17 protein-coding genes and 3 pseudogenes are annotated in these 20,745 nt (G+C 42.2%); 2 read left to right on the forward strand and 18 right to left on the reverse strand.

Annotation, left to right across the window (positions count from 1 at the left end; genetic code table 11):
• Nucleotides 1-38 precede the first annotated feature (38 nt).
• Both bsh and DXA60_RS18825 read right to left on the reverse strand, forming a co-directional pair.
• Nucleotides 39-1,016 carry a choloylglycine hydrolase gene (bsh, locus tag DXA60_RS04415; protein ID WP_005347230.1) on the reverse strand — a complete coding sequence of 326 codons (978 nt, stop codon included), beginning with the start codon at nucleotides 1,014-1,016 and terminating at the stop codon, nucleotides 39-41.
• A 135-nt stretch (nucleotides 1,017-1,151) separates the two neighbouring features.
• Nucleotides 1,152-1,286, reverse strand: a complete 135-nt coding sequence (locus DXA60_RS18825) for a DNA cytosine methyltransferase (RefSeq protein WP_117594046.1) — start codon at nucleotides 1,284-1,286, stop codon at nucleotides 1,152-1,154.
• Nucleotides 1,287-1,517: 231 nt separating this feature from the next.
• Between DXA60_RS18825 and DXA60_RS04425 the strand changes: the two are divergent.
• Nucleotides 1,518-2,602, forward strand: a pseudogene (locus DXA60_RS04425) (transposase); the annotation flags it as partial.
• A gap of 183 nt (nucleotides 2,603-2,785) precedes the next feature.
• On the opposite strand, the gene DXA60_RS04430 reads toward DXA60_RS04425, so the two are convergent.
• Nucleotides 2,786-4,126: an MATE family efflux transporter gene (locus DXA60_RS04430; RefSeq protein ID WP_117919840.1), complete on the reverse strand. Its 1,341-nt coding sequence runs from the start codon at nucleotides 4,124-4,126 to the stop codon at nucleotides 2,786-2,788.
• Between the two features lie 272 nt (nucleotides 4,127-4,398).
• Here DXA60_RS04430 and DXA60_RS04435 point away from each other — a divergent pair, with 272 nt between their 5' ends.
• The gene (locus DXA60_RS04435) at nucleotides 4,399-5,709 is read left to right on the forward strand and encodes an MATE family efflux transporter (protein WP_117919842.1); all 1,311 of its coding nucleotides are present in this window, start codon (nucleotides 4,399-4,401) and stop codon (nucleotides 5,707-5,709) included.
• A 47-nt stretch (nucleotides 5,710-5,756) separates the two neighbouring features.
• Here DXA60_RS04435 and DXA60_RS04440 read toward each other — a convergent pair whose 3' ends face one another.
• The 15 genes and pseudogenes from DXA60_RS04440 to hflX form a co-directional block, all read right to left on the reverse strand.
• A complete protein-coding gene (locus tag DXA60_RS04440) occupies nucleotides 5,757-6,185 on the reverse strand; it encodes a hypothetical protein (RefSeq protein ID WP_117919844.1) in 429 nt (142 codons plus the stop codon).
• Nucleotides 6,186-6,195: 10 nt separating this feature from the next.
• Entirely contained in the window at nucleotides 6,196-6,492 is a 297-nt protein-coding gene (locus DXA60_RS04445) for a hypothetical protein (protein WP_055066640.1), read from the reverse strand.
• Between the two features lie 11 nt (nucleotides 6,493-6,503).
• Nucleotides 6,504-6,950: a DUF6017 domain-containing protein gene (locus DXA60_RS04450; protein WP_117919846.1), complete on the reverse strand. Its 447-nt coding sequence runs from the start codon at nucleotides 6,948-6,950 to the stop codon at nucleotides 6,504-6,506.
• A gap of 340 nt (nucleotides 6,951-7,290) precedes the next feature.
• A pseudogene (locus DXA60_RS19720) lies at nucleotides 7,291-7,440 on the reverse strand (ParM/StbA family protein); the annotation flags it as partial.
• A gap of 58 nt (nucleotides 7,441-7,498) precedes the next feature.
• Nucleotides 7,499-7,678 (reverse strand): hypothetical protein, encoded by a 180-nt coding sequence (locus tag DXA60_RS04465; RefSeq protein WP_117919850.1) that lies wholly within the window; start codon nucleotides 7,676-7,678, stop codon nucleotides 7,499-7,501.
• Nucleotides 7,679-7,970: 292 nt separating this feature from the next.
• A pseudogene (locus DXA60_RS04470) lies at nucleotides 7,971-8,096 on the reverse strand (helix-turn-helix domain-containing protein); the annotation flags it as partial.
• 362 nt (nucleotides 8,097-8,458) lie between these two features.
• Nucleotides 8,459-9,979: a coproporphyrinogen dehydrogenase HemZ gene (hemZ, locus tag DXA60_RS04480; protein ID WP_117919852.1), complete on the reverse strand. Its 1,521-nt coding sequence runs from the start codon at nucleotides 9,977-9,979 to the stop codon at nucleotides 8,459-8,461.
• A gap of 15 nt (nucleotides 9,980-9,994) precedes the next feature.
• Nucleotides 9,995-10,624: an MBL fold metallo-hydrolase gene (locus DXA60_RS04485; RefSeq protein ID WP_117919854.1), complete on the reverse strand. Its 630-nt coding sequence runs from the start codon at nucleotides 10,622-10,624 to the stop codon at nucleotides 9,995-9,997.
• Nucleotides 10,625-10,728: 104 nt separating this feature from the next.
• A complete protein-coding gene (locus tag DXA60_RS04490) occupies nucleotides 10,729-13,041 on the reverse strand; it encodes a RelA/SpoT family protein (RefSeq protein WP_015521218.1) in 2,313 nt (770 codons plus the stop codon).
• A gap of 81 nt (nucleotides 13,042-13,122) precedes the next feature.
• Entirely contained in the window at nucleotides 13,123-14,043 is a 921-nt protein-coding gene (locus DXA60_RS04495) for a GNAT family N-acetyltransferase (RefSeq protein ID WP_117919856.1), read from the reverse strand.
• A 24-nt stretch (nucleotides 14,044-14,067) separates the two neighbouring features.
• The gene (locus DXA60_RS04500; protein WP_117919858.1) at nucleotides 14,068-16,311 is read right to left on the reverse strand and encodes a DUF5722 domain-containing protein; all 2,244 of its coding nucleotides are present in this window, start codon (nucleotides 16,309-16,311) and stop codon (nucleotides 14,068-14,070) included.
• 20 nt (nucleotides 16,312-16,331) lie between these two features.
• Nucleotides 16,332-17,240, reverse strand: a complete 909-nt coding sequence (locus DXA60_RS04505) for a dihydroorotate dehydrogenase (protein WP_117919860.1) — start codon at nucleotides 17,238-17,240, stop codon at nucleotides 16,332-16,334.
• The gene (locus DXA60_RS04510) at nucleotides 17,240-18,016 is read right to left on the reverse strand and encodes a dihydroorotate dehydrogenase electron transfer subunit (RefSeq protein WP_117919862.1); all 777 of its coding nucleotides are present in this window, start codon (nucleotides 18,014-18,016) and stop codon (nucleotides 17,240-17,242) included. Before DXA60_RS04510 ends, DXA60_RS04505 begins: the two co-directional genes overlap by 1 nt.
• 29 nt (nucleotides 18,017-18,045) lie before the next feature.
• Nucleotides 18,046-19,371 (reverse strand): dihydroorotase, encoded by a 1,326-nt coding sequence (locus tag DXA60_RS04515; protein WP_117919864.1) that lies wholly within the window; start codon nucleotides 19,369-19,371, stop codon nucleotides 18,046-18,048.
• Between the two features lie 113 nt (nucleotides 19,372-19,484).
• Nucleotides 19,485-20,729, reverse strand: a complete 1,245-nt coding sequence (gene hflX / locus DXA60_RS04520) for a GTPase HflX (protein WP_117919866.1) — start codon at nucleotides 20,727-20,729, stop codon at nucleotides 19,485-19,487.
• Between the last annotated feature and the right edge of the window lie 16 nt (nucleotides 20,730-20,745).

Genomic DNA, 20,745 nt, shown 5'->3' on the forward strand with positions numbered 1-20,745 from the left:
GAAACTTTCCTTTCTACCTCATCCCTGATTTCAAAACATTATTTATTTTGATAGTTGATTCGTTCTCCTTGAATTACTGGATAACAAATCATTTTATCACTATCCAGATTTTCTACATGCATATCTACTGCACTGATCTGATGGTTTTCATAAGTATTGTAATAATAAATACCTTTTGTAACATTACAACACGACGTATACAATGTGATTTCATATTTTCCATCCGCTACTTCGCAACATCCTCGTTGCTGATCCACAGATCCGAGAATGTGGAAGAATTGGCTAACGCTTTCTTCCTCTGATTCACCTGAAATTGCATTTACCTTTGTAAAAGCTACACGTACAAAGCGAGAGGAAGATGAGAGATCTCCCGGAAGACCTAATCCTCCCATACCTCTACTATATGCATCAAGAGCCAAATTTTCGCAGAAAGTATTTCTGGGCTGTTTAGGAGATAAATACATATAATTATTTAGTTGAAACATCTGCTGTGGAAATGGCGGATTATTCGTAAGCACTCCTACTGGATTGTCATAAATATGCAAACCATCTGACATAGATTCTACCGTAATTGACTCATTCTCATCAGAAATGATCCAGTGTAATTGTGCTAATGGTAATTGCTCGCTGAAAGGAGTATTAACAATATTAATTCGTTCAAGAAGCTCGCGAACTTCAACTAAAGAAGAACACTGACTTAAAATCCACGGAATAAATTCAAACTGTGCAATATTTTCCACATCTGGCTTAATCGCGGCATAAACAGCATTTCCGACAAAATTCAGTCCTGCCATTGCCACTCCTTTTTCATTCATAGCATCATAATACAAAGGATAATCTTCTGCAACATGAGCCATTCCAATAATTGCATAATGATTTTTCATATCGCCAACATGGCGAAAATTAAACGCATAATTACGTGGTGTAATTACTATCTGATCACCATAAGAGAATTCATAATCGAGGGTTCGTCCAAAGTAAAAATCTTTTGTTTTATAAGTTGCTGCTGTACACATGATCGTTTATCCTCCTAAATAGATTGAAATATGTCAATGAGTTTTTTTCTTGAACAATATTATAGCACAATTCTTTTATTTTGTTCCAACTTCATACATGATCATAACATGTAAACTTTAAACTATTTTCCTAGATTATTTCTCCATCAGTTTTTCAAACCAGGTATCCATAGCTAGGATGAATTGACCTACTGGTATATAGCCATTTCTTTGAAAGCCCTCTGAAAGGCCACCTGCACCAGCAAATATATCAATATATGAAAATGCCATTGTAATGGCCCTCCTTCAATAAAACAATTATGCCAAGTTTAATTTATCCTTTTTTCTTGATATCTATCATTTCACAAACATACGTATACTTTAAAAACTTAGTTCAGCAAGAGAATGAACTTACCGAATTATTTTTGTATTTAATGCCTGAGAGCTAAGAATAGCAGGGACAGGCAGTGTATATACACTGCCGGGCATTCGCCTCAAAAGCGGGACCCTCCCCACTTTTGGAAACGAAAGCTTGTAAAACATAAAAAGCTTTCAAATAACCGTATTATAGAGATCGATAACTGTTCACCGCTTGAAATACGGAAACTCCAGAACAATCTCACGATGATCGCAGACAACGAGGGAATCGAATTCGTTTACGGAAAAGGAAAAAGAAAACCTGCACTTCAACAGCTGCATGAGGAACTGGAACAATGCGGAAAACGACTGATGGAATATAAAGAATGCTTTGAGATCATGGGAAAAGACAGAAACAGTTATTCCAAAACAGATCTGGAAGCGACTTTTATGCGTATGAAAGAAGATCACATGCTGAACGGACAGTTAAAGCCAGCATATAATGTTCAGATCGCGGTAGAGAATTATTATATCGTACATGGATATGTAAGCAGCGACCGCACCGATTATAATACCCTGATCCCGGTCCTTGAAAAACATAAGAATGCTTTCGGGAGTATTCTGGAAGAAGTAACTGCGGACAGCGGGTACTGTAGTGAAAAAAATCTGCTTTATTTAAAACGGAATGAAATATCCAGTTATATAAAACTGCAGGATCATGAAAAGCGAAAAACACGCGCTTATTCAGAAGATATCAGTAAATATTACAACATGAGGACAGGGATCTTTGAAGATGAACAGTTCTATATCTGCCATGACGGACGTGAACTGCGGCATCTCAGGATAGAGAGCAAAGAGCAGGATGGATATACACAGACCTTTGAGGTATATGGTTGTGCAGACTGCAGCGGATGTGAACATAAAGCGCGTTGTCTGTATAAGTATGATGCGGAAAAAGATGCCGAAAAGAACAAAGTCATGAAGATCAATGAACAATGGGAGAAACTGAAAGAAAGATCGCATGCCAATATCCAGAGTGAACGCGGGATCCTGAAACGCCAGACACGTTCCATTCAGACGGAAGGACATTTTGGAGATATCAAGGAAAATGAGAACTTCCGGCGTTTTAATTACCGTTCGGCAGATAAGGTATATAAAGAATTCATGCTGTATGCTATTGGAAGAAATATAAATAAATATCATCGTTTTTATACGAAAAACTGAGAAAATTTGAAGGAAAAACTGCCTAGAAAAAAATGCGGCTGAAAAAATCCAAACAAGGATTTTTTGCGGCCAAAAACAGAAAGTATTTATCAAAATAAAAATATCCTGAACAAGTTGCAGAGCCAGAAAGCTCTGTAACTGTCAGGATATTTTTGTTTGGTGCTGTCAGCTCTAAAAAACGTTATTTACCGACAGCTCCCTGTTTTGTTTTAATGATATTTATGCATCCGTACATAATAGCTGATGCATAAGATCACAGTGGCTCCGCTCCATGCTGCAATCTCTGCAAAGAAAATACCGTCCTGTCCGATAAAATGGGGAAGGATCAGTGCAGCACTGATACGCATGACAAATTCAGCCATACCACTTACCATAGGCATTAAGGTATCTCCCATCCCCTGAAGTACAGATCTGTACACGTACAGGAAGTACAAAACCCAGAGCATGGCAGCCATAATAGAAAGGTATTTAAAAGCAATTGCCAATACCTGCTGTGTCTGCTGCGGTTCACCTGAGATGAAAAGTGAGAGAATATTTTTTCCAAATAAAAACATGGCAGCAGAAATGATCAGTGAGGTAAGCAGGGAAAGCAGCATACTGCTGCGTACGCCTTTTCTGATCCTGTCAATCTTTCCGGCTCCCAGATTCTGACCCACATAGGTAACGATGGCATATCCATAGGAAATAGCAGCCATTTCCAGCAGACCATAAAGCTTGTTTGTAGCTGTAAATCCTGCTACAAAAAGGAAACCATAGCCATTGATCACATACTGGACTACCAGACCGCCCACACCGATGATGATATTCTGAAATACAACAGGAATACCAAGCTTCATCAGGCGGGCATTCATGCCGGAGGCAGGCATAAAATCTGCTCTGGTCAGATGAACGATATCAATTCTGCGTAAAATCAGGAAACAGTAAACAGCGGAGAAGCTCTGTGCAATCACAGTTGCGATTGCTGCTCCTGCCACACCCCATCCGAAGCCTGCCACAAAAAGGATGTCCAGTGAGACATTCAGCACAGATGCGATGATCATTGCGGTCAGCGGTGTTTTACTGTTTCCCATAGCCCTTAGAGCAGAAGCAAACATATTATAGGCTGCTGTGGCGGGGATTCCACAGAAAATGATGCGCAGATATAACAGAGACATTCCGATAATATTGGAAGGTGTATGCAGCCCTGTTAATACCAGCGAAGCAAATGACTGGCTGAGAATCAATACTCCGGCTGCGATGAATGCGGTCAGCCGGTAACTGTGAGCCAGAGATTTACGCAGATTTTCGAAATCCTTTGCCCCATAATACTGGGAGAGTTGAATAGAAAATCCCTGAGTGAGTCCTGTGGATATTCCTGTGACAACCCACATCAGAAAGTCAACAGCACCCAGTGCGGCAAGAGCCTCCACACCTGCAACCTGACCAACAATCATGGTATCCACCATTGTATAAAGCTGCTGACAGATATTTCCCAGCATCAGGGGAATTGCAAAAAGAATGATCAACCGTCCCGGTGAACCGGAGGTCATATCCTGAATCTTGGTTTTCATTAGTATAAAAGTTCCTTTCCGGAGCATATTTGAAAAAGTTTAGAAATGATTATTCGAATATGCCCTGATATTTACATTGATAATTTTACATCATTAACGTGAAAAATGAAATATAATATATCATCAGAATGATATAAATTTATCAATACCTGCTATAAGCAGCATGTTGTTGAAATTATTATGCATAGCGCCTGAGAGGAGTTTTTGATTGCTATTTTTTAAAATACAGATATATAATAGAAGGCAAGTCTTTACGGAAGGAGACATGAATTATGCTGAAAAGATTCACTAAATATGTAACCCAGAGTGTTGCCGGAATGATCGGGATTTCCGTTTATGTTCTGGCAGATACTTTCCTTATATCTGTATATTCCGGTGCTGACGGACTGGCAGTTCTCAATTTGATCCTGCCGGTTTATGGACTGATCTATGCGATTGGGGCTATGATCGGGATTGGTTCCGCTACCAGGTATGCCATAAGCAGGGCAAAAGGAGAAAATACAGAACATTATTTCGTACAGTCAGTAACCTGGAGCATACTGGTTGCTGTTCCATTTATGCTGATCGGAATTTTTATTCCGGACAAAGCATTGGCTTTGCTGGGTGCAGATGCCGGACTGATCGGACTTGGACGAAACTATGTGAGAATTATTCTGATCGCAACACCATTCTTCATGTCAAATTATACATTTACTGCATTTGCCAGAAACGATGGGGCGCCTTCTATTGCAATGATCGGTTCCATCAGTGGAAGTATCTTTAACATTATATTTGATTATATATTCATGTTCCCAGTCGGTCTGGGATTTTCCGGAGCCGGACTGGCTACTGCAATCTGTCCGATCGTAACAATGAGCGTCTGTACCATACACTACAGAAGCAGCAGAAACCATGTAGGATTCCATTGGAAAAAACCGTCATTCAGACACCTGATTTCCTGCTGTCAGCTAGGAGTTTCCGCATTCGTCGGTGAACTGTCTTCCGGTGTGATCGCTATTGTATTTAACTTCCTGATCCTGGGAATTGCAGGAAATGTAGGTGTAGCAGCCTATGGAGTTGTGGCAAACCTTTCTATCGTGGCATTTGCAATCTTCAACGGTCTGGCCCAGGGAGCACAGCCTCTGATCAGTGAAAGCTACGGAAAAGGTCAGCCTACTCAGGTAAAAAAACTTCTGAAATGGAGCCTGCTCGTATGTCTTGCAGTAGAAGCATTGATCCAATTGATCATCTGGACAGCAACTGACCCGCTAATCAGCATTTTCAACAGTGAAAACAATGTTCAGTTATTGAATTATGCACATACAGGACTGCGTCTGTATTTCCTTGGATTTATAGTTGCAGGAATCAATGTTGTACTGGTGGCATATTTCTCAGCAGTAGATGAACCGAAAATCGCGATTGTGGGATCATTCCTGAGAGGAATTGTTGCTATTGTTATCTGCGCAGTTATACTTGCGAAATTATTCGGATTAAATGGAATCTGGATCTCTCTTCTTGCAGCGGAGACAGTTACGTTTCTGACGATTCTGTTTCTGGCATATAAAGACAGAAGAAAAAGAATGGGGCTGTCGGGAAATATGTAAAAAACGTTATTTACCGACAGCTCCACTATTGATTGTGATTTCCTTAATTATGATGTCATAAAACTGTTTCCCTCAAATGGACTTTCGCTTCCCTCTGCGTCATCCATAAGTATATTCATTGCAATAATATATTTTGCAGCATGTGGCTGCTGGTCTATCATCTCCTCCAGAGATTCTTCCAAATCATATTTATGATAACGAACCCAACAAGCTAAGTTACAGGATTGCTGAACAATATCACGAATCATGCTCCGCATGGTTTCTTCATATAAATGAATTGCGTCTGCATCAATCTTTTCGATATTCTCCTGTAATTGCCTGTCTGCTTCTTCTTTCCTCTGATTTAACAATTCATATTGCTCCTGATAGCGTGCTTGGTATTCCTCAGGTAATTGAATAAACGCCCATAAAACCTTTACAACATCTGGATCCAGATCTCTTTTTAATGCTGGTAGCTGAATATATTCTTTTTCCATAATAGTTTCCTCACTTAATAATCCATTTTCCAATTTTGTGTTGTGCTGATTCCAGTATAACTTCCATAAACACTCCGATCCACAGAAAGAACAGCAAGATACCACTGGCAACTGCAAGTAAAGCAAACCGCTCCCATTGTCTGTACCAGAGCAGTGTTCCAATCAGCATAAAACCCAGAATGAGATTGACAATCCCTTTGCCGATGCAGTAGATTTCAACTACGATCTTTACCAGTAAATGGGCAGTGGCTAATAATAACCACACCGGTAACAATAAAATTTTTCCTGCCATTCTTAAAACAATCATAAGTACCTCCTTCAGTTTGCGTACTGTGGCATGTCGTGATTTACCGCTGCTTTATAATAACTTCCAATCGTTGATGGTGCATTAAATAAAGCAGCCAGCAAATATTGTTTTATGTTTCTGACTTTCGTAGTATTTTTATCCATGCACTCCAGCACATACTCGATATGCGAATAATTCAGTTTCAGTAATTTTCCCTTCACAAAGCCTGCCGGATAATATTCGCCGGCGATCCGTATCATATCCTTTTCAGTTTGAACGGTCTCCAGAATCAACTGATATATTTCTTCTACCAGATCCTGCTCTCTGCTATATGTATGCAGTAAAACATCAAAATCAATATTTTTCTTTACCAGTTCAGCATAAGCATTGATTGTCTGTTCTTTTTGATCACATCGAATCCTATCGCCATCTGATTTGATATGATTCGATGTGATATTACTCTGATTATTATAATTCATATAAGTCTTATTATATAGCGGTACCGTTTTGGGAACCTCTTGCAGTCCGTTTTTGGGCACTTCTGAGGTATCTGTTTCGGCACCTCAGGAGTTCCCATTTCGATACTTCTATGTACCACATCTTTTTCCTGTGAAGTTCCCATTTCATTACTTCTTTGACTACTCTGATGTGCCATAAAGCTCTTAACATATATAATGTTCGGCAATCCAAAGCCTCTCTTTTTCTTTTCAATCAGTCCGATTTTCTCCAATTCTGTGAGATAATCCATTGCTTTTTTCTTAGAGAATCCCAAGTCACTCTGTATCTCCGTGATCTGATAGATAATGTACACCTTGTTTTCTTCGTCAACTTTCCTTCATACTCAAGTACATCGCCGAAAAGTGCCGGAGTTGTTGTAATCTCCTTAACTCCTGTGACAAATACCTGAGAGATTGTTTTCATCATTGACCAGCCATGATCAATGCCGATTACTTCTAACTTGTTATTCATGTTCCTTTCACTCCTTTTCTGTATTGTCTGCATTATTGTTTTGCAAAATTTCATATAATTACCCACACCCTTTCAAGTGCTCGGTTTTGTCAGATGCAGGAATATCATCAGACCTGCCATAAAAATGTTTTTTCATTAATTCCTCATACAGTTCATCACTCTCTGCCTTAACTTTCATAAGACAGTAAAGAACCACTATACTAATAATGATTACGAACCAAATTAACACCTTGCCCATTCGACCACTCCTCTCAAATAAAAAGAGGACCAAACCAGCTGATGGAGTATTCCATCTCAAGTGCTAATTTAGTCCTCACTAAATGTTTTTGATATAAAATTGTACCTAATCTAAGCACACAGATTCACTCTCAGACTGATTGCGGACATCTGTGATACTGACTTGGATTTTCGGTTTAATATTGCAGCGCTGCCCTATCTTTACCGCTAAAATGGTATAAAAATAAGGACTAAATTAGGCATAACCCCTTGATTTTACTGGGTTTCATCTAACTTGGTCCTATTATAACTCAAACACCACGTTCCCATTTGGAAACTGACTTATCACTCTTACCCAGTTTCTCAACAAGCTGTTTTTGAGTCATACCAAGTTTTTTTCTTTTTTCTGCAATATAGCTTCCGATTTTCACAAGGTCCATAAATACTTCCCCCTTTCAGAATTATAGTATCTATTTTGTCCCAAAAAGTACACCCCTTAATGGTAGAATCGTATTATATAGGCAGAATCTCATCCAATTTCATAAAAAAAATGATAAGATACTATTTCTCTGTTTTCCCATTACCCAGGTTGCATCCTATTACGCTTCCGTATCCGTTTCTACTTTCTGCACCCACTCTTTTTGCATAGCAGCAGCCAGAAAGCATTGAATCAGTTTCATAGAAAACGCTCCACATTCACCATTTATAATCATCCTTACCGCTTCTCCATGTCTCAATTTGCGTTTATATGGTCGTTCACTGACCAATTTTTTGATGTACTATTTCAGGAAGAAAAACCCTTTTATTCTTCTGCAAAAAGTTTCTGCTTCCGCTCAATCATCTCATCAATTCTCTCGATATACTGCCCGACATCCTTGACATTCTCGCATCGTTCGATCCGATGTGTGCCATCCGGATTTGGTTCTGTCCAGACACGTTTTGTGGAAGCTCCGGCTCCGCAAGCTACGATGGTCTGTTTCTCTTCCATGATCAGAATATTATAAACTCCCGCTTTTCCTTCTTTCGCATAACCGACATTCTCAAGGTTTCCCGCCATTCCCTTCTGGCGGTACAGATAATAAGGGAACAGGTCCATCTTCTTCGCATAGGAAGCGGTCAGGTCCATATGTTCCTGCGTGTTGACCATCTTATAATCTTTATAGTCTTCCTTGAACATATTTAAGCGCGCCGCGCGTTTTAGTGCCAGAGAGTGAACAGTCAGATTGTCCGGTTTTAACTGCATGATCTGCTCTAATGTATCGCGTACATCCTCTAAAGATTCTTCCGGCAGTCCCATAATGAGATCCATATTAATATCATCAAATCCAAGTTCTCTTGCGATCTTAAAACTTTCCACAGTCTGTTCTACCGAATGGCGCCTTCCGATCAGGTCGAGCGTTCTCTGCTGCATGGTCTGCGGATTGATGGAAATTCGTGTGATTCCCCATTTGCGCAGCACCTCTAATTTTTCTCTTGTGATGCTGTCCGGTCTGCCGGCTTCCACAGTAAACTCAAGGCAGTCTGACAAATCAAAACTACATTTAATTTTACGGATCAGACGGTCTAACTGATAAGGCTCTAATGTTGTCGGCGTTCCGCCACCGATATAAATGGAATTTAAATGCTTGTGATAAAACTTTGCCGCCGTATAATCAATCTCTTTTTCCAGTGCATCTAAATAAGCATCCACACGGTTCTTCCAGCTTACAAGCGGATATGATGTAAACGAGCAGTACAGGCAGGTCGTCGGACAGAACGGGATTCCGATATAAAGACTGTATCCGTTGTCATAATCAATTTTCTTTAAGATCGCATTTTCTCGTTCTGCAATATCGGTTGCAAGTTCAATCTTCTCATCGGAAGCAAAATAGGTATCCTTCATATACCGGTAGATCTCCTCCCGGCTTTTTCCTTCCTCCAGCAATTTCATAGGAATCTTCGTTGGACGGATTCCGGTCAGGTTTCCCCATGGAAGTGTTCGTTTCGTATAATCACAGAGCATACGGTACAGCATCTGCTTCAGCTGATTTTTCGTCCGCACGCGATCCGAAAAATCTACCTGAATTGTCTCATCCGGTATCTCTTTTACTTCTTCCTGACCCGGTTTTTCATTTGCCTGCGCATCCTCATTTGCATGCACGATCTCCTGCCATGTGATCTGAATCGTATCTTCCCCGTAGTTTACCTGCATGCGGATATCGATTTTTTCATCATATTCTTTTTTTTCTGCCGACACACCCACATACTGTTCCGGGAAAAATGCCTTGATCAGAGAATGAATATCATATTCAAATTCCGGTTTATTTAATAAAACTTCTATCATCCCAAAACCTCTCACTTACAGATACGGATTATACATCCGCTCTGTCCCAATCGTTGTAATATCATTGTGTCCGGTGTACACGGTCGTTTCATCCGGAAGCGGCAGAAGTTTCTCCTTAATGGAGCGGATGATCTGTGCTGCACTGCCCTTTGGGAAATCGGTGCGTCCCACCGATGTGCAAAATAGGGTGTCCCCGGAAAAAACTACATTCTGATACGGGAAATAATAGCAGCAGCCACCCACCGTATGTCCCGGTGTATGGAATACACGGATATGAAAACCGGCAAGGTCGATCTCCTGCTCATTCTTCAAAAATACATCCGCATGATAGGTCTTTTGTACACCTTCCCAGCCGCTTAAATTGAGAGACGGCGTATCTAAGGTCTCTTTTTCATGCTCCTCGGCATATATTTTGATATCAAAATGTTTTGCAAGTTCCTCCGCTCCACCCGCATGGTCAAAATGTCCATGTGTCAGCAAAATTGCGATCGGTGTCAGCTTTTCCTGACGAATCTTCTTGGCAAGTTGATCTGCACTTGCCCCCGGATCGATAACCAGTACTTCTTTTGTGTCATCGTTGATCGCAAAATAACAGTTTGTCTGTACCGGACCAACTACATATTGTTCTACTTTCAGTGGTGCCATATTTTCCCCTTTCCTGTCTGACAAAATCTTTTTCTTTACAGAAAAACTGGCTGCCCATCTGGATGCGGTTCATGTTTCCCACAACCTTCTGACAACCAGTTCTTTTAGCCCGTCGTTCTCTCTATATCAATGATACTCTCGATCTGCCGCAGTCTCTCCACAACGCTTGTAAGTTCTTCCCTGCCCTTCGTGCTGAAAGATACATCGATTGTTGCAATTCCCTGCTTGCTTGTTTTGGAGTGAATCGAATCAATATCGATCTCACGCTCTGTAAATACCTTTGTGATATCCACGAGAAGACCGGTTCGGTTATTGCCGTAGATCTTGATCTCTGCACGGTACAGGCCACTGCTACCGGACTCTTCATCATGCTGCCACTCTGCATCGATCAGACGCTCACGCTCCATATCAGACAGATTGATAATGTTGATACAGTCTGTTCTATGGATGGAAACACCTCGGCCTCTGGTTACAAATCCAACGATCTCGTCTCCCGGTACCGGACTGCAGCACTTTGAAAAATGCACTGCCACATCATAAAGTCCTTTTACGATGATACCGCTCTTGGAATGTTTCTGTACGACCTTATCTTTATTCTCGGCAATGGTCTCAAGCACTTCATCATCCGTGATACACGCAAGATGGTCTTTTTTGTATTCCTCATACATGCGGTTTACGATCTGACCTTCTTTTAAACCACCATGTCCGATCGTTGCAAGGCAGGAATTCCAGTCATGGAAACCATATTTTCTTAAAATTTTCTCCTGATATTCCGGCTTATTGATATCCGGGAAATTGATTCCCTTGGATTTTGCCGATGCGATCAAAAGTTCCTTGCCGTGTGTAATATTTTCTTCTTTTAACTCACTGCGGAACCACTGATTGATCTTATTTTTCGCCTGGGTGCTTTTTACAATATTTAACCAGTCACGGCTCGGTCCCTTTGAATTCTGGGAAGTGATTACTTCCACACGGTCACCGTTCTGGATGATGTAGTCGATTGGAACCAGTTTTCCGTTGACTTTTGCACCGATCATCTTATTGCCGACCGCGGAATGAATACTGTAAGCAAAGTCGATCGGCGTGGAACCAGTCGGAAGATTCTTGACATCTCCGGTCGGTGTAAAACAGAATACCGTATCGGAAAACAGGTCAAGATCGCTCTTTAGCAGGCTCATGAACTCTTTATTATCTGACATGTCGCGCTGCCACTCTAAGATCTGACGGAGCCAGCTCAGCTTTTCCTCTTCGGTAACGGTCATTGGCTGTGACACACCGCCATTGTTACTTGCCTCTTTGTACTTCCAATGGGCAGCGATACCATATTCAGCCGTACGATGCATCTCAAAGGTACGGATCTGTATCTCAAACGGCTGACCGGTCGGTCCGATCAGAGTCGTATGGAGTGACTGGTACATGTTCGGCTTAGGCATCGCAATGTAGTCTTTAAACCGTCCCGGAATCGGCTTATACATCTCATGAATCACACCGAGTGCTGCATAACAGTCCTTGACGGAATCCACGATGATGCGGATGGCAAACAGATCATAAATCTGGTCTAATGTCTTGTGCTGATTGACCATTTTTTTGTAAATACTGAAGAAATGTTTTGCACGTCCGTCAACCTGTGCAGGAATTCCTGCATCTTTGATGTGCTGACGCACTTCTTCCACCAGTTTCTGTACATATTCGTCCCTGACACTCTTGCGCTGTGCGATCTGATGTACCAGATCATAATAGGCATCCGGCTCTAAATACTTGAGTGAGAGATCGTCCAGCTCGATCTTGATCTTGGAAATACCAAGACGCTGTGCGATTGGTGCGTAAATATCCATCGTTTCACGCGCTTTTTCCTTCTGCTTCTCAGGTGTCATGTATTTGAGCGTACGCATATTGTGAAGACGATCCGCAAGCTTGATCAGGATAACACGGATATCCTTTGCCATTGCAAGGAACATCTTACGAAGATTCTCTGCCTGAACCTCCACTTTATCCGCATCATAAGAGAGCTGTCCTAATTTGGTAACACCATCTACCAGAAGAGCAACCTCATCTCCAAACTCCTGTGCAATCTGTTCATCCGTCATAACAGTATCTTCCACAACATCATGTAAAAGTCCTGCAACGATCGTCTCCTTATCCAGCTCTAACTCCGCTAAAATAATCGCAACACACAATGGATGGATGATATATGGCTCGCCGGACTTTCTTGCCTGTCCCTCATGTGCATCCCTCGCAACATGATATGCTTTCTCGATCAGCGATATATCTGTCGATGGATGATACTTTCGCACGCTGGCGATCAGTTCGTCATATAGTTTTTCCGGACTCTCAAACTCTTTCATCGGCTTGATGTTATCGTCCTCTTCTTTTACTTTTTTTTGCAGATCCAGTGATTCTGATGAAAAATCCGCCATGTGCCTCACCCACTTTATCCCTTTTTTAGTAGTTTATATTATATTTTATTTTTATGGAAAATGCAACGTTTATTGATGATATCATGCCCCGCTTTTGCTTATGGTATAGCGTTTCATGCATTTTCCGTCCAGATCCATTTCCTCCCGGAACATAAATCCCAGTTTTTCTGCCAGACATTCCGATGCTTTATTTCCTTTCTGGATCAGACAGTTTAATTTATCGAATTCAAGAAAATTCCATGCGTAACCGATCACAGCAAGACAGACCTCTGTTGCATATCCTTTTCTCTGATACGATACGTCGATCATATATCCAAGTTCCGGCTCACCGTCACACGCCTCACGATTCTCGATCCCGACCCGCCCGATCAGTTTTCCCGTCGCCTTTTCGATCACGACCCACATGCCGTACCCATAAAGGCGGTACATATAGTTAATATACGACCGCTGATACTCTTTTTCCTTTTCGTATTCATACAGCGGGTCTAAATATTCCGTCATTCCCTCCCCGGCATACAGTGCAAACAGGCCGTCTAAATCATCCAGTGTGATCTCCCGCACAATACAGCGTTCTGTCGTAATGATCGTCCACGGCATTCCATGTTTGCGTTTAAATGCACGGATCAGAAAGGTTTCATCTACTTCCTCAAGTCCTTCCACTAACATGACAGCATCCTGCATTCCATAGTCTGCTGTCTCATTCTGTGTCATACTGCATGGCCTTTTCTCCGCACCATCATCACTGACATCTTCTGATTTATCCGTGCCGATGAATCCTAACGCCGCCATTCCTTTTTTATCCATATTAGAAATAATGTGCCCATCTGTAGAGATGAGCACACACTCTTCCGGTGGAAACAGCGAAAGCTCTGTCATAAGACTGGCATTTTCTTTCCCTGTTACCACCAGTTTCAGATCCGACTCCGGTCTGATATTCTGTTTTAAATAATCCAGTTCCCGCTCCGGGAGTCTGTCTGCTATTATAAATCTTAATTCCGGCATCGTATTTCACATTACCTCAATCGCTTATTCTAAGGTATCCTCTTCTGTATCCGGTTCCGGCACGACCGGATCTGTGGCATAATCATATTTGATATCATCATATCCCCATCCGGCAATGATATCTTTTGGTTTGCCATCTGCCATAACTGTTTTATAGGTCGTTATTCTTACAAAATAGCGTTTGCCCTTGGTAAGTCCCTTGATCGTATATTTTAATTTATTGCTGTTTTTGATCTTGATCAGATGGATATCTTTTTCCGGTGTCGAATAAAAACCACCTTCTCCATCCGTATACTGGATCATATAACCGGTAATCTGCTCTTTGGTCTTCTTTGGTACATTCCAGCTTACCGTAGCAGAATTTGACGTCATCACCAGATCATTCAGCATTGCATTCTGCGGTGCGATCGTAAACTCCCGGATGATCGTTCCGCGGAAATCACCTTTTAATTTAATCTGAATACGATGCACTCCGATACTCCTGCAGTCTGTCAGATATTTTACGGAATAATTCTTTTTTGGAACCATCTTTCCGGTATAATTACGTTTTACCGTTACTGCAGGTTTATGTTTCTTTCCGTCGTAGACATAAGTTGTCTCTCTCTGCCAGTTATCGTCCGCAAGACACACATACAGGCTGGTTGACTGTACTAGCGGCCATTTGTTTTTGATGGAACGGTTATTTTTAAAAGTAGACTTTTTAATTCCAGGAATCTGTGTCCATGAACTTAAGTCTGTATAGGAGAGAAGATTCTTCGTCTTATCCAAAGACTCCTTTGAATCGATCACTTTAAATGTATTATATATTTTACGCTCTCTGCCATTGCTATCGCGAAGTCCCCAGTAAAAGCCCTGATCCACATCCGACTGCGGTTCGGTATCTCTCGCATAGATAAAGGATTCGATCATCTTATTGCCTTCGCTGATATAGTAAGCATACGCATATGTTGCTGCCTGCAGCTCTTCTCCCTGTGTCGAATTGAACGCCTGCTCTGCGAGCATAATCGTCGCATCTTTTCCGATCTTCTTTTTCACATATTCTGTAAGAACAGAAATGTTTTTCATAGTGATGATCGTAGAATCCACTCCACTGCCTGCTAAAGAGTCATCCCAGAATTTTGGCTCCACAAGACCCTGTGAATATGCATGATATGCAATGTTTGGACAGATCTTACCCTGCGCTTTCAGTTTCGAATAAAATGTGTCCAGTGTATTCTTCGTCGAGAAAAAGCTGTTCCCGCCTCCATCGACATCCTGATTCCAGTTATAATCAAGGCTGATATATACCTTTGAATGGCTGCTGACACTCTTTGTGGCATTATATGCAATGCGGAATGCCCGCGCATAATCATCCATATACGCACTTAAACTTTTTCCGCCCGCATAGTTCCAGTCATAAGGGCTGTCAACCTCATTTCCTAAGATCCATCCGGACACCAAATGCTGTTCATTTCCAAACTTTTCTGCCATGTAACTCATAAATGCTTCCCAGGTACGGCATCCTGCTGCTGATGTTGTCTTAATGGAAGAAAATATTTTTCCACCGCCATAGCTCATTTTGCCCGCCTGACCTTTTGCATCTTTTCCAAGCAGAAGAATCACATATACTTTTGAACCATCATCAATATACTGTCTGACCTGATCCTGCAGCCAGTTTACACGATCCCTGTCAAATGTGTATTTTTTCCCGCGGTATTTATATACTTCTTTGTTTCCGCAGTCTTTATTTAAAATTTCTTCGATTGACCAGTTTAAGACAACATGCTGCGTACGGAGTTTCTTTACCGACGTGTGATCTGCCCAGTCCGGCTGCAGTCCTTTTTTAGACGTTGTCTTAACACCGGTACCGGTGTAGGATGCCAGTGCCTCCGGATTTGTAATATACTGTGCACCACTGACTGCTATATATTTTTTTCCTTTTTTGTATGCAGCCACAAATTTCTGGCAAAGCATGCTGCTCTTATATTTTACAGAAAATGTGACAGTACCTTTTTTAAAGTTAGCGGAAGCCACCGGTTTTCCGGCAAGTTTTGCATTTTCTTTTACATTGGCATCTACCGAAAACAGGTAAAGTTTTTTTCCCATTCCTTTCTGTATTCCGGCAACTTTTGCTTTTACCGTTACCTTGCTTCCAACTGAATTTACTTTACAGGATACTAACTGTACCGGTTTTCCAGCCGCCATAACTGTTGTCTGTGCACCGGGAAAAAGCCCTGCTGCCAGGATTGCAACGAGACAGATACAAATGATTTTTTTTAATATTTTCATAACTTACATTCCCCTGTGATTTATCTATCGTGTACTGCACCTACGAGTTCTTTGATATCTTTTACCTGATAACGCTCCATATAATCGCGGATTCCGTCAACGATCTCCATAGTGACCTGCGGATTGGTAAAGTTTGCCGTTCCAACAGACACTGCTGTTGCACCTGCAAGGATCATCTCGATCGCATCATCCGCATTCATGATGCCTCCCATACCAACGATCGGGATATTCACTGCCTGCGCAGTCTGGTATACCATGCGGACTGCAACCGGATGCACTGCAGGACCCGACATACCGCCTGTTCTGTTCGCTAATGCAAATGTACGTCTGTGAATATCAATCTTCATACCTGTCAATGTATTGATCAAAGATAAACCATCTGCACCGCCAGCCTCTGCCGCACGTGCCATCTCAGTGATATCTGTTACATTCGGAGAAAGTTTCATGATGACCGGCTGCTTTGCATGTGCCTTGATCTCTCTTGTAATATCCTCCACCATTTTCGGATTCTGCCCAAATGCGATACCACCCTCTTTTACATTCGGACAGGAAATATTGATCTCTAACAGATCGACCGGCTGATCGGCAAGTCTGTCTACAACTTCAACATATTCCGCAGTTGTGTGTCCACATACATTGACAACAATTCTGGTATCATATTTTTTTAAAAACGGAATATCACGCTCGATAAAAAGATCGATACCCGGATTCTGAAGTCCGATCGCATTTAACATACCGCCATACACTTCTGCCACACGTGGTGTCGGATTTCCCTCCCATGGCACATTTGCAACACCTTTTGTCACAACAGCACCAAGACAGTTCAAATCCACGAACTCAGAATATTCTTCTCCGGCGCCAAACGTTCCGGACGCAGTCATGACCGGATTATTTAATGTCACTCCACATAAATCAACTTTCATGTTCATCAGAATTCTACCTCCTGTGCAAGAAATACCGGTCCCTCTTTACAGATTCTCTTATTTTTCACATTACTGTGTGCATCTTTTTCTTTTGACTTGCACACACAGGCAAGGCAGGCACCGATTCCACATGCCATACGCTCTTCCATGGAAATCCAACATTCGATATTCTGCTCTGCCGCGTATTCTTTGATCGCACGAAGCATCGGTGTCGGTCCACAGGCATAGATGATATCTGCGTCTAATCCATTCTCACGGATCGCATCCAGGACATTTCCTTCCGTTCCGGCACTGCCATCCTCCGTTGCAATATAGATCTGTCCGCGATTCCGGAAATCCTCTAATAAAAACAGTTCATCCCTGAATCCAAGCACGATCTTTTTCTCGCAGTCTAACTCTTTTGCGAGTTCTAACATTGGTGGAATTCCGATTCCGCCGCCGATTAAAAATGCTTTTTTATTTTTCTTCGGAAATCCGTTTCCAAGCGGGCCAACCACTTTTAACTGCATACCGGTACGCATACCGGAAAATTCTGCGGTTCCCTTTCCTGCCACACGGTATACCAGACGGATGGCGCCGTCTTTTCTGTCGATCTCACAGATACTGATCGGTCTTGGAAGCAGTCTGCTTCCCTCATTACAGTAAACAGAAACAAACTGTCCTGCCTTTGCATGTGCTGCGATATTCTCTGTGCGAAGCCACATGCTGTAAATGTCATCCGCGATCTCTTCCTGCCTGATGATGATCGCAGTTTCCTCAAATTTTGTACCCTTTGTCTGCATGAATTTTCTCCTTTTATTAACCGCTTTTCTTATTCTTCATATACAATGTGACCGCCAACGATCGTCATTTTTACTTTTCCGGTCACGGTTCTGCCGTCAAACGGTGTATTTCTTCCTTTGCTGGCAAATTTATTTTTATCAATCTTATAAGTCTCATTTGGATCAAAGATCACAATATCTGCTGTCTTTCCCGGTGCAATATCACCCTTATCGATTCCAACGATCTTTGCCGGATTGTAGCTCATTTTTTCTGCCATCTGCATTGGTGTCAGATAACCGCCAAGTACAAGCTCTGTATAAGTCAGGCATGCAGCCGTCTCAAGACCTACGATTCCAAACGGTGCATTTTTCATGGATGTATTTTTATCTGCAAATGTATGCGGTGCATGATCGGTAGAAATAACATCCATAATATTGTCACGAAGTCCGGCTCTTAATGCCTCCACGTCTTTTTTGGTACGAAGCGGAGGATTCATCTTGAAATTGGTATCTGCATCCGCATCCGCAGCAATCACATTCTTTTCCACATCCATTTCCGGTGCGATCTTGCGTATATCATCCGAAGTCAGTGTAAAATGATGCGGGCATACTTCTGCGGTAACTTTTACATTCTTCTGCTTTGCAAGATCGACCATCATGACGGAATCTTCCGTCGAGCAATGACATAAATGAAGTTTTGCACCGGTGTCGTGGCTTAGCATGATATCTCTTGCAACAATGATATCTTCTACGGAATTGGTGATTCCCTTTAATCCAAGCTCTCTTGCATGCTCATCCTCATTCATGACACCGCCATTGACAAGATTTTTATCCTCACAATGTGCAAGTACCACAATGCCCAATTTTGCAGCTTTTTCCATCGCCTCGCGGTATAACTGGGCATTCATGACGGATTTTCCGTCCTCACTGATTGCAGGGATTCCAGCCTTCACCATTCCCTCAATATCCGCAAGTTCTTTTCCTTCCTGGTTCTTTGTCACGGCACCCACCTGTAATACATTTACAAGTCCGACCGTTTTTGCCTTATTATGCACATAATTTACAACATCCGGATTGTCAACAACCGGTTTGGTGTTCGGCATTGCAAGAATCGTTGTATATCCACCGTGTGCTGCTGCGCGGCAGCCTGTTTCGATCGTTTCCTTTTCCTCAAATCCCGGATCACGCAGATGCACATGCATGTCAATAAATCCCGGCATGACAAAACATCCCTTTGCATTGATCTTCCGGTCTGCTTTCTCTTTGATCCCTTTTGCAATCTTAGAAACAACACCATTTTCCACCAATACATCTGCAACTTCATTCATCCCTGTGGCAGGATTGATCACCTGTCCATTTTGAATTAATATTGTCATAATTTCTCCATTCCGAAGCACGCTTTCATCGCTTCTGTGCAAAATTTTGTCTGTATTCTGTCAAATTTTATATCAGTGTACCATATGCAAAAATCTTCGTAAACACAAAGCCTCTATAAACTGCCATAGATTTCCGGCGTGACATAGGCGCGGATAAAAATGCCCTCCGGCCGGTACTCTTCTTCTAAAAGTTCCCCGCTTTTCCTGATCTGCTGCAAAATTCCCGCATCCTGATAAGCGATCGTGCGCTCCACCAATATCTTATTATCACGCAGTAACGTGCAGAAAAGCTCTTTTAACTCCTCTAAACCGGTTTCCTCTTTCGCAGAGATCGCTAATGTATGATCCGCCTTAAAATCACGTAACGGTTCCCCGTCTGTTACCTGATCCTGTTTGTTAAACAGCGTTATGATCGTTTTTTCTTTGATATCGAGCTGGTAAAGTGTGTCATACACGATATGCATCTGCTTATCGCGCTGTGGATTGGAGGCATCCACCACATGCAGAATATAGTCCGCATATTTTGCTTCCTCTAAAGTACTCTTAAACGCTTCGATCAGATGATGTGGCAGCTTCCGGATAAAACCAACCGTATCTGTCAGAAGGATTTCCTGCCTGCCCGGCAGCTCTAATACACGCGTTGTCGGATCTAAGGTAGCAAACAGCTTATCTTCCTCTAACACGCCCGCGCCTGTTAAGTGATTTAACAGTGTTGACTTTCCTGCATTGGTGTATCCGACAATCGCAGCCACAGGTATCTGTTTCTTTTCTCTCTGGGCACGCGTGATCTCGCGGTGTTTACGCACTTCTTTTAATTCGCGGTTCAACTGGGCGATGCGGTCTTTGATCAGACGCCTGTCCATCTCTAACTTTTTCTCACCCGGTCCTCTTGTACCGATACCACCACCAAGCCTTGACATTGACCTGCCAAGTCCGGTCAGACGGCTGAGTCTGTATTTTAACTGCGCTAACTCAACCTGGATCTTTCCTTCACTTGTTGTCGCCCGCGCCGCAAAAATATCAAGAATAATAAGTGTCCGGTCCATGACCTTCGTGTCTAACATCTGCTCTAAGTTTTTAAGCTGTGCCGGTGACAGCTCATCATCACAGACAATACCTGTTGCCCCCAGCTCTGCGATCATGTCTGCGATCTCCTGAACTTTTCCGGTTCCGACATAGGAGCCCGGATGGATCAGTTCGCGTTTCTGGATCAGAGTTCCAACGGTAACCGCTCCGGCAGTCTTAACGAGTTCTGCTAACTCTGCAACAGAATCCTCCGCATCGTCTCCCTCCTGTTCACTGACACCTACTAAGATGACGCGTTCTTTTACCTCTTCTATTTTAATGGGTTCTGGCATTTGTTCCTCCCTTGCT

Origin of the sequence: Roseburia sp. OF03-24 (genome assembly GCF_003463035.1) — a bacterium.
GTDB classification, from domain to species: domain Bacteria; phylum Bacillota; class Clostridia; order Lachnospirales; family Lachnospiraceae; genus Roseburia; species Roseburia rectibacter.